At 71.3% G+C, this 9590-nt stretch carries 9 protein-coding genes and 1 pseudogene; 5 read left to right on the forward strand and 5 right to left on the reverse strand.

All coding sequences use genetic code 11. The features are described from left to right. Positions 1-2 precede the first annotated feature (2 nt). Positions 3-1044: pseudogene (locus SSQG_RS23790) on the reverse strand (NAD(P)-dependent alcohol dehydrogenase). Between the two features lie 95 nt (positions 1045-1139). Here SSQG_RS23790 and SSQG_RS23795 point away from each other — a divergent pair. Both SSQG_RS23795 and glmS read left to right on the forward strand, forming a co-directional pair. Next, a complete protein-coding gene (locus tag SSQG_RS23795) occupies positions 1140-1727 on the forward strand; it encodes a TetR family transcriptional regulator (RefSeq protein ID WP_003992388.1) in 588 nt (195 codons plus the stop codon). A gap of 152 nt (positions 1728-1879) precedes the next feature. Next, positions 1880-3727 (forward strand): glutamine--fructose-6-phosphate transaminase (isomerizing), encoded by a 1848-nt coding sequence (gene glmS, locus SSQG_RS23800; RefSeq protein ID WP_003992389.1) that lies wholly within the window; start codon positions 1880-1882, stop codon positions 3725-3727. A 49-nt stretch (positions 3728-3776) separates the two neighbouring features. On the opposite strand, the gene SSQG_RS23805 is transcribed toward glmS, so the two are convergent. Both SSQG_RS23805 and SSQG_RS23810 read right to left on the reverse strand, forming a co-directional pair. Then, on the reverse strand, positions 3777-4121 hold the full coding sequence (locus tag SSQG_RS23805; protein ID WP_003992390.1) for a hypothetical protein: 345 nt from the start codon (positions 4119-4121) through the stop codon (positions 3777-3779). A 154-nt stretch (positions 4122-4275) separates the two neighbouring features. Continuing rightward, positions 4276-4950: a hypothetical protein gene (locus SSQG_RS23810; protein WP_003992391.1), complete on the reverse strand. Its 675-nt coding sequence runs from the start codon at positions 4948-4950 to the stop codon at positions 4276-4278. Between the two features lie 48 nt (positions 4951-4998). Between SSQG_RS23810 and SSQG_RS23815 the strand changes: the two genes are divergently transcribed. After that, entirely contained in the window at positions 4999-5370 is a 372-nt protein-coding gene (locus SSQG_RS23815; RefSeq protein WP_039933501.1) for a holo-ACP synthase, read from the forward strand. 17 nt (positions 5371-5387) lie between these two features. On the opposite strand, the gene SSQG_RS23820 is transcribed toward SSQG_RS23815, so the two are convergent. After that, positions 5388-5660 carry a hypothetical protein gene (locus tag SSQG_RS23820; RefSeq protein WP_039933504.1) on the reverse strand — a complete coding sequence of 91 codons (273 nt, stop codon included), beginning with the start codon at positions 5658-5660 and terminating at the stop codon, positions 5388-5390. An 84-nt stretch (positions 5661-5744) separates the two neighbouring features. Between SSQG_RS23820 and SSQG_RS23825 the strand changes: the two genes are divergently transcribed. Next, positions 5745-6749 (forward strand): BtrH N-terminal domain-containing protein, encoded by a 1005-nt coding sequence (locus SSQG_RS23825; protein WP_003992393.1) that lies wholly within the window; start codon positions 5745-5747, stop codon positions 6747-6749. Between the two features lie 24 nt (positions 6750-6773). Here SSQG_RS23825 and SSQG_RS23830 read toward each other — a convergent pair whose 3' ends face one another. Continuing rightward, positions 6774-7928: a hypothetical protein gene (locus tag SSQG_RS23830; RefSeq protein WP_039933505.1), complete on the reverse strand. Its 1155-nt coding sequence runs from the start codon at positions 7926-7928 to the stop codon at positions 6774-6776. Positions 7929-8145: 217 nt separating this feature from the next. Between SSQG_RS23830 and SSQG_RS23835 the strand changes: the two genes are divergently transcribed. Beyond that, on the forward strand, positions 8146-9590 hold a 1445-nt coding region (locus SSQG_RS23835), incomplete at its 3' end, for a bifunctional ADP-dependent NAD(P)H-hydrate dehydratase/NAD(P)H-hydrate epimerase (protein ID WP_039935386.1).

Below are 9590 nucleotides of genomic sequence, written 5' to 3' on the forward strand. Positions count from 1 at the left end.
GCTCAGTCCAGGTCGGACATGTCGAGGACGAAGCGATAGCGGACGTCGTTGCGTCGGAGGCGGTCGAGGGCCTCGTTCACTCGCGTCGAGGGGAGCAGTTCGATGTCCGCGGTGATGCCGTGCTCGCCGCAGTACTCCAGCATGGCGGCCGTGGCGAGCCTGCCGCCGCTGCCTGCGGAGCTGAGCTTCTTGCGTCCCACGAGCAGGTCGGTGGTCTCCACGGTGACGGGGCCGAGGTGTCCGAGGTGGCTGAGCGTCCCGTCCATGGCGACCAGGCGCAGGTAGGGGCCGAGGTCGTGCGGGGCGGAGATGGTGTCGATGACGACGTCGAACCGGTCGCGGGCGTCAGCCATCTGTTCCGGGGCCGTGGAGACGATGAGACCTTGGGCTCCGAGCTCTCGGGCATCGCCGGCCTTGCCGGGTGAGCGGCTGATGACCGACGTGTCGGCGCCGAGCGACACGGCCATCTTGACCGCGAGGTGGCCCAGGCCGCCCAGTCCTGCCACCGCGACGCGGCTCCGGCCCCACCCCGAGGGCCTGCAACGGTTCCCAGACGGTGACCCCGGCGCAGAGCAGCGGAGCGGCGGCGGCCGGATCCAGACCGGGCGGAAGAGGGTAGGCGAAACGGTCGCGGACGACGTACTCGCGGGAGTAGCCCCCGAGGGTGGTCGATCCGTCGTGCCGGTCGGTGCCGTCGTAGGTCAGGGTCGGGAAGGCGTGGCAGAAGTTCTCCTGGCCTACCCGGCACATGGCGCACTCGCCGCAGGAGTCGACGATGTTGCCGACTGCGACCGGATCGCCGACGGTGAAGCCGGTGACCGCGGGGCCGGTCTCGGTCACCACGCCCGTGAACTCGTGTCCGGGTGTCAACGGCGGGCCTGCTTCGCCGTCCCGGCCGCTGACGGCGTGCAGATCGGTGTGGCAGACGCCGCAGTAGTCCACCCGGACCGCGAGGTCGTCGGGGCGCAGGTCGCGGCGTTCCAGTGGCGTCCGGCGCAGCGTCGACGACGGACCTTCCACCTGCCAGCCGACGGTGTTCCTCATGATGCCTCCAAGTAGACAGACTGGTTGGTCTATTTCAGCGTAGGGCATCCGGCCCGTCAGGGAAACCAACTGTTCTGTTTGGTACCGTGCGGCCCATGGCCGATCAGCCCCGGACCTCGCGCGGAGCCGCTACGTATCAGCGCATCCTCGACGTGGCGACGCAGGAGTTCGCCGATCACGGGATCGCCGGAGCGCGCGTCGAGCGGATCGTGGCCGCCGCACGCACCAATAAGGCGCAGCTCTACGCCTACTTCGGCAGCAAGGAAGAGCTCTTCGACGCCATCTTCTTCGGCTCGCTGGAGCGGATCGTGAACGTCGTCCCGATCGACGCCACTGACCTCGCGGACTGGGCCGTGCGCCTGTACGACGAGTATCTCCGCCGTCCCGACCTCATTCGACTGGCCACCTGGGCGCGCCTGGAGCGCCGCCCGGCCGGCCACCTGGTCGACGACCCCGACCGCCTCGACGACCACAAACTGCGCGCCATCGCCGAGGCCCAGACCGCGGGCCTGGTGCGCCGGGGTGACCCGTTCGACCTGATGTCCATGGTCATCGCCATGTCCATGGCGTGGTCGCCGGTCAGCAACGTCTACGCGGCGACCGCACAGGAGCCCAGGGAACTGCACGAGCAGCGTCGCGACCTGCTCCGCGAGAGTGTTCACCGCGCCATGGCGGCCGACTGACCCCCCGTTCAGCCACGTGCGTGCTGTGACCTCTCCGATTGGCGCAGTCGCCGTGGTCCGGGCGAGCCTTCATGGTGTGCACCGGTGGGAATTTCCGATTTCGGGCACGCGGAAGGGCTTTTGAGGCGGCGTCGGATCGTAGGCTGCGCCCCATGTGCGGAATCGTGGGATACGTGGGGCCGCAGTCTGCGCTCGAGGTCGTGATGGCCGGGCTGAAGCGGCTGGAGTACCGGGGGTACGACTCGGCGGGTGTCGCCGTGCTGGCCGATGGTGGGCTGGCGGCGGCGAAGAAGGCCGGGAAGCTCCTCAACCTGGAGAAGGAACTGGACGGCCGGCCGCTGCCGACCGGCGCGACCGGCATCGGGCACACCCGGTGGGCCACGCACGGCGGCCCGACGGACGTCAACGCCCATCCGCACCTCGACAACGCGGGCCGGGTCGCCGTCGTGCACAACGGCATCATCGAGAACTTCGCCGTGCTGCGGGCCGAGTTGGAGGAGCGGGGGCACGAGCTGGCCTCCGAGACCGACACCGAGGTCGTCTCCCATCTGCTCGCCGAGGAGTTCTCGTCCTGCGCGGATCTCGCCGAGGCGATGCGGCTGGTGTGCCGGCGGCTGGAGGGTGCGTTCACCCTCGTCGCGGTGCACGCCGACGAGCCGGACGTGGTGGTGGGCGCGCGACGGAACTCGCCGCTGGTGGTGGGCGTCGGGGAGGGTGAGGCCTTTCTCGCCTCGGACGTCGCCGCGTTCATCGCCCACACACGGTCGGCGATCGAGCTGGGCCAGGACCAGGTGGTGGAGCTGCGCCGGGACGGCGTGGTGGTGACGGGCTTCGACGGCCGCCCCGCCGAGGTCCGTTCGTACCACGTCGACTGGGACGCGTCGGCCGCCGAGAAGGGCGGCTACGACTACTTCATGCTCAAGGAGATCGCCGAGCAGCCCAAGGCGGTCGCCGACACGCTGCTGGGCCGGATCGACGGCTCCGGCTCCCTGACGCTGGACGAGGTGCGGATCCCGCCGCGGGTGCTGCGGGAGATCGACAAGGTCGTCATCGTCGCCTGCGGTACGGCCTTCCACGCCGGGATGATCGCCAAGTACGCCATCGAGCACTGGACGCGCCTGCCGTGCGAGGTGGAACTGGCCAGTGAGTTCCGCTACCGGGACCCGATCCTGGACGCGCAGACCCTGGTCATCGCGATCTCGCAGTCCGGCGAGACCATGGACACGCTCATGGCGCTGCGTCACGCCCGTGAGCAGGGCTCCAAGGTCCTGGCCATCTGCAACACCAACGGTTCGACGATCCCGCGCGAGTCGGACGCGGTGCTGTACACGCACGCCGGGCCGGAGGTGGCTGTCGCGTCCACCAAGGCGTTCCTGACGCAGCTCGTGGCGTGTTACCTGGTGGCGCTGTACCTGGGACAGGTGCGGGGCACCAAGTGGGGCGACGAGATCCGGGCGGTGATCCGCGATCTGTCCTCGATCGCCGGGGCGGTGGAGCAGGTCCTCGGGACGATGGAGCCGGTGCGGGAGCTGGCCCGTTCGCTCGCCTCCAAGGACACGGTGCTGTTCCTCGGGCGGCATGTGGGGTATCCGGTGGCGCTCGAGGGCGCGCTGAAGCTCAAGGAGCTGGCCTACATGCACGCCGAGGGGTTCGCGGCGGGGGAGTTGAAGCACGGGCCGATCGCTCTGATCGAGGAGGATCTGCCCGTGGTCGTCGTGGTGCCGTCGGCGCGGGGGCGGTCCGTGCTCTACGACAAGATCGTGTCCAACATCCAGGAGATCCGGGCGCGAGGGGCGCGGACGATCGTCATCGCGGAGGAGGGGGACGAGGCGGTGGTGCCGTACGCGGACCACCTGATCCGGATCCCGGTCACGCCGACTCTGTTGCAGCCGCTGGTGGCCACGGTGCCGCTCCAGGTGTTCGCGTGCGAGCTGGCGACGGCTCGCGGAAACGAGGTGGACCAGCCCCGGAACCTGGCGAAGTCAGTGACGGTGGAATGAGGAAGGGGGCGAACGGCCAGTGCCGTGCGCCCCCCCGTCGACTGGGCTGCTACCAGTTGATGCAGGTCTTCGGGACCCAGCCGTTCACCTTGTCGCCGCCGTAGTACCACATGTTGCTGCTCTTGCCGCAGGCCGTGTACGAGCCGCCCTTGTAAGCCTTGCCGTCGTTGCAGATGCCGCCCCGCTTGCCCTTGCCCCAGATGCCGAGGGCGGTGGCCGACTTCTTCGGCGCGGAGCGGACGTTGACGGTCTCCTTGGCCTTGACGTTCACGATCGCCTTGCTGCAGTCCTGCGGCGCGGCGGCGGCGGTGCCGGCGGTCGCGACGGTGCCGGTGAGAGCCGTGGCGAAGAGAGCTATCGAAGTGGCCGCGGTCCCCAGCGACTTGAACCTCATGGTCTGTGTCCTCCCGTTTGGTGCGATGCCGTTTGCTCATCGCGGTCATCGCGAACTGTACAAGGGGGAGGGGGAGTTCAGAGGAAGCGGGGGATGGTTGCGGTCGGGAAGCCGGGGGTGGTTCGGGTAGCCGGCCGGCCGCTGCGCGAGGGCGTCAGTACGGGTAGCTCCAGGGCGCCGGCGGGGTGGGGCTGTAGGGGAGCTTGGTCCAGCCCTGCGGGGTCACGCGGTAGAAGTCGCCGTTGTCGCCGTCCATCCGCGAGCTGCCGTTCACGTGCACGACGTCCGCGTGGAGGCGGTAGTGGAAGCCGCCCATCATGCCGACCACCCGGAAGTAGATCCGCACGTCCAGACCCTCCGTGAGGGGAGACAGCGGTGGCAGGAGGTGTTCTGTCTCGTCGAAGCAGCTGCCGGTGCGCTCGCGCAGCATGGCGTGGAAGTGGTGTTCCAGCGCGTCGGCGGGGGAGGGGAGCTGCCGCACCGCGACCGGCTCCAGGAGTTCCAGCAGGTGTGCATGGCCCCGCTCCCGCGCGATGTCCACGGGGCGCCGTCCGTCCCGGGTGCGCTGCGTACGCCAGGCGCCGTGCGCGATCAGCCGGGAGACGACCGCGATGCCGGCGCCGTGCCAGGCGGCCTGGTGCAGCGGGGCGAAGCCGGAGCGGTACCCGGGGCGGGGGAGGTTGACCCACCCGGGGTGCTCCCCCAGCTCCCCGAACACACCGTCCCAGTCGGCGTCCCGGGCCAGGTCCGAGAACCGGTCCCGGCCCTTCAGGTACCAGTCCCCGTAGCGGTCGCGGTCGGTGAGGCCGTCCCATTCCATGCTGATCATGCTAGTCACCGCGAGGAAACGCCCGCGCGTCACCATAGGGTGCTGCGCATGAGCATCATCGGGGTCGGGATCGACGTCGCCGAGATCGAGCGGTTCGCGGCGTCTTTGGAGCGTACGCCCGCGCTGGCCGAGCGGCTGTTCGTGGAGCGGGAGTTGTCGCTGCCCAGTGGGGAGCGGCGGGGGGTCGCCTCGCTGGCTGCCCGGTTCGCAGCCAAGGAAGCCCTGGCCAAGGCGCTCGGCGCCCCGGCCGGACTGCTCTGGACCGACGCGGAGGTCTATGTCGAGGACAGTGGGCGGCCCCGGCTGCGGGTGACCGGGACCGTGGCCGCGCGGGCCGCGGAACTCGGCGTGAAGTCCTGGCACGTCTCGCTGAGTCATGACGCGGGTGTGGCGTCGGCCGTCGTCGTCGCGGAGGGGTGACCCGAGGGCCGGAACGGTCAGGACATGGACCACAGGAGCGTGACCGTGCCGATGAAGCCCGCCGCGCCCAGCACCGTGCCCGCCACCGCCGTCCACAGTCGGCCCAGGCCCTTGCGGGCGTAGTGCATGCCCATCGCGCCGAAGGTGACGGCCAGCGCCCCGGCGAGCACCGTCCAGGGGATCAGGAACGCCCACGTGCCCACGGCTGAGAAGGCGCCGAGGACGAGTGCCGTGGGGCCGAGGGCGGTGGCGGGTGAGTCGGTCGCCGTGGAGGTGCTGGATCCGGCCATGGTCTGGCCTCCCCTGTTCGAGCGAATTTTTTGAACGAGTTCAAATCGTACGTCGATCATAGCGAACTTCCAGGAGGGCACAGCATGTCCACGGTGAAAGGCGTCGACACCCGCGGCGGGCAGCACTGCGAGACCACAGCTCTCGGAGTGCTGCTGCGGCACCAGGGACTCGATCTGTCCGAGCCCATGCTCTTCGGTCTCGGCGCCGGCCTGTCCTTCGTCTACTGGGACAGCAAGAACATGGACTTCCCGTTCCTCGGCGGGCGGGTCAAGCCCTTCGAGCTCACCAGGAACCTGGCCGGCAGGCTCGGTCTGGAACTCGTGGTGCGGGAGACCGGGTCCGCCCGCAAGGGGTGGGAGAACGTGGCGGCGGCCATCGACGCCGGGCGTCCCGTCGGGCTGCAACTCGACAGCTACCACCTGGACTACTTCACCTCGAAGGTGCATTTCGGCGGCCATGTCGTCGCCCTGTACGGCTACGACGAGCGGGATGCCTTCCTGGTGGACACCGAGCAGCAGGGTGGCGCCGTGTCCACCGGTCTGGACGGTCTCGCCCGGGCCAGGGCCGCACGCGGGCCGATGACCGCCCGGCACCGGTCCTTCACCCTCACCGTTCCGCGGAAGCCGCCTGTTCTGCGGGACCGGATCGTCCCCGCCGTCACCGCCTGCGCGGACGCCTTCCTCGCCCCGCCCATCGCCAACCTCGGCCACCGCGGCATCGAGAAGGCCGGGAAGCTCGTACCCACCTGGCTCGGGCGCACCGACGAACCGAGGCGGGATCTGCCGCAGGCCGCCCTCCTGATGGAGCGGGCCGGCACCGGCGGAGCCCTGTTCCGCAACCTCTACCGCGACTTCCTCGCCGAGTGCGCCGAGTTGCTGGACAGCGGCCCGCTGCGCACCGGGCACCGGCTGTACGCCGAGGCGGCCGGCCTGTGGACGGACGTAGCCGCTCTGCTCACCGAAGCCGGTGAGCGGGGCGATGAGGAGTGCCTCGTCCGGGCCGGCGCCGTCCTCTTCGACATCGCACGCGTCGAACGCGACGCCATGCGGGCGCTGAGCCGCCTGAGGGACGAAGCCCCCGCCGGGTGAGGGCGAGGGCTCGGCCTTCGGGCCTCAGCAGATCGACTGACTGCTGTTCACCCGCGTGATGTTGCGGAACGTCGTGTTCTCACCGCACGGGCTCTCCCTGATGGCCGAGTTGGTGACCGTCAGGTTCTGGACGGTGATGTCCTTGTTGTTGGGGAACTCCGAGCGCGCGGCCAGCCGCAGCTCGCCACCGCCCGAGATCGTGCCGCCCTGCGCCGCGAGACTGACGTTGTAGCAGTTCTCTATCAGGACCGAGTTGTTGCCGGTGTTGGTGAGGGTGATCTTGTCGATCGTCGCACCGCCGCTCTCCGAGACGCAGAACACCCCGCGCCCGCCGCCCCGGGCGACGACCTCGCCGACCCGGATGTTGGTCGGGTAGCCACTGCCGATCCGGCCGTTGCGGTTGGCCATGCGGAAGGCCGCGTAGCCGGTGCCCGTGCCCGCGTTCTCCGCGTCCACCTTGGTGACGCTCGCGTTGACGGTCTGGTTGAGCAGGAGACCCGACTCGCCCACGTTACGGGCGGTGACCGTGCCGATGGTGAGGCCGTCGACGCCGTAGGTCTCGACCGCGTGGCTGGACGCGCCGGAGACGTAGACGTCGCCGATGCGGACGTTGCGCGTCCACTGGCTGGTGTCGCCGCGGTTGTCGATGCGGACGCCCAGGCCGCGCGAGAGGCGCATGTCGATCTGGCCGAGCACCACGTTCTGGACGTCGCGCAGGAAGATGCCGTACAGCGGGGCGCCGGTGAGCTTGAGGTTCTGCACCTCGATGTCGCGGGTGCCGCGGGAGTACACCGGCGCCTGGTCGCCCGAGCCGCCGCCCGTGACGTCGATGGTGCCGCAGACGTCGAGGACGGTGTAGCTCGGGAGGGAGATGCGGGAGCCCGCCGAGATCGAGCCGGAGCCCCGGACCACGACCCGTTCCTTCGACGTGCGCCCCGGGGTGAGGCTGTTGATCGCCGCCTGGACGGCCGCGCGCATGTCGGTGCCGGTGTGGACGGTGCCGCCGCCGCGCCGGGCGGTCCAGTTGCCGCCGCTCTGCACGGCCTCGGCCTGGTAGGAGCCGTCCCCGCAGGCCGCCGCTCGCGTGGGGACGGCGGTGGCGGGAGCGGTCAGGGTGCCTGCCGCCGTCAGGAGGGCGGTGGCGCCGGCGGCGGCGAGTAATGCGGCTCTGCGTCCCATGGGGGCCTCGGTTTCTTCGGACGTGGGGGGGTGGGGGTCGAAGGGTGGGGGTGGGCAAGCGCTTTCTGCGCGGCCGGGATTCTGGCAAAGGGATCGCAAAGCGTCAATGGGTCCGGTGCGGCCGGGAGTTGCCGGGAGCTGCTGGGGATGCGACACGGTTTCCGGTCACGCGCGATACACGGGAGTGGTCCGGCGGTCCTACGGGAAACTCGACCGCATGCGTAATGCGTACAGCGTGGAGACGGTCAGGACCGCCGAGCGGGAGCTGATGGCGCGGCTGCCGGAGGGGGCGCTGATGCAGCGCGCCGCCGCCGGACTCGCCGCCGCCTGTGCCGACCTGCTGGGGCGGGTGTACGGCAGCCGGGTCGCGCTGCTGGTCGGCAGCGGCGACAACGGAGGTGACGCGCTGTACGCCGGTGCCCGGCTGGCCCGGCGCGGGGCCGGGGTCACGGCGGTGCTGCTCGCGCCGGAGCGGGCTCACGCCGGGGGGCTCGCGGCGCTGCGGCGGGCCGGGGGGCGGGCCGTGGGAGCCGGTGGGGGAACGGGAGCCGGTGGGGCCGTGGGGGGTGGTGGCGTCGAGGAGCTGGTCGAGCGGGCGGATCTCGTCGTCGACGGCATCGTAGGGATCGGCGGGAAGGGCGGACTGCGGCCGGACGCGGTGCCGCTGGCCGCCGCCGCCGAACGGTCCCGGGGCGCGGTCGTCGCCGTCGATCTGCCGAGCGGGGTCGACGCCGACACGGGCGAGGTGCGCGGGACCGCCGTACGGGCGGATCTGACGGTGACGTTCGGGACGCACAAGCCGGGGCTGCTGATCGACCCGGCGCGGGAGTACGCGGGGTCCGTGCGGCTGGTGGACATCGGGCTGGCGCTGCCGGCCGAGCCCGAGCTGGAGGCCTTGCAGCACGCGGACGTGGCGCGGCTGCTGCCGGTGCCCCGTGCCGAGAGCGACAAGTACCGGCGGGGTGTCGTCGGGATCGCCGCCGGGTCGGCGCGCTACCCGGGCGCCGCCGTGCTCGCCGTCGCGGGCGCGCTGCGGGGCGGGGCCGGGGCCGTGCGGTACGTCGGGCCGGCCGGGAACGCCGTCATCGCACGGTTTCCCGAGACACTCGTGTCGGACCAGGGGCCGAAGCACGCCGGGCGGGTGCAGGCGTGGGTGGTCGGGCCCGGGGCCGGGGACGACGCGGCGACGGTGGCGGAGGTGCTGGCGGCGGACGTGCCGGTGCTGATCGACGCGGACGGGCTGCGGCTGGCCGACGCGTCGGCCGTACGGGCGCGGCGGGCGCCGACGTTGATGACGCCGCATGCCGGGGAGGCGGCGGCGCTGCTCGGGGTCGACCGGGGGGAGGTCGAGGGGGCCCGGCTGGCGGCGGTGCGGGAGCTGGCGGGCCGGTACGGGGCGACCGTGCTGCTGAAGGGATCGACGACGTTGGTGGCGGACTCCGGGGGTGGTGCGGTGCGGGTGAATCCGACGGGGACGTCGTGGCTGGCCACGGCCGGGAGCGGGGACGTGCTGTCGGGGCTGGCGGGGTCGTTGCTGGCTGCGGGGCTTTCGGCGGTGGATGCGGGGAGTGTGGGGGCGTATCTCCATGGGCTGGCCGGGCGGCTGGCGGCGGGTGGGGCGCCTGTGGGGGCGCATGATGTGGCCGAGGGGGTTCCGGAGGC

Origin of the sequence: Streptomyces viridochromogenes DSM 40736 (genome assembly GCF_000158955.1) — a bacterium.
Classification (GTDB): domain Bacteria; phylum Actinomycetota; class Actinomycetes; order Streptomycetales; family Streptomycetaceae; genus Streptomyces; species Streptomyces venetus.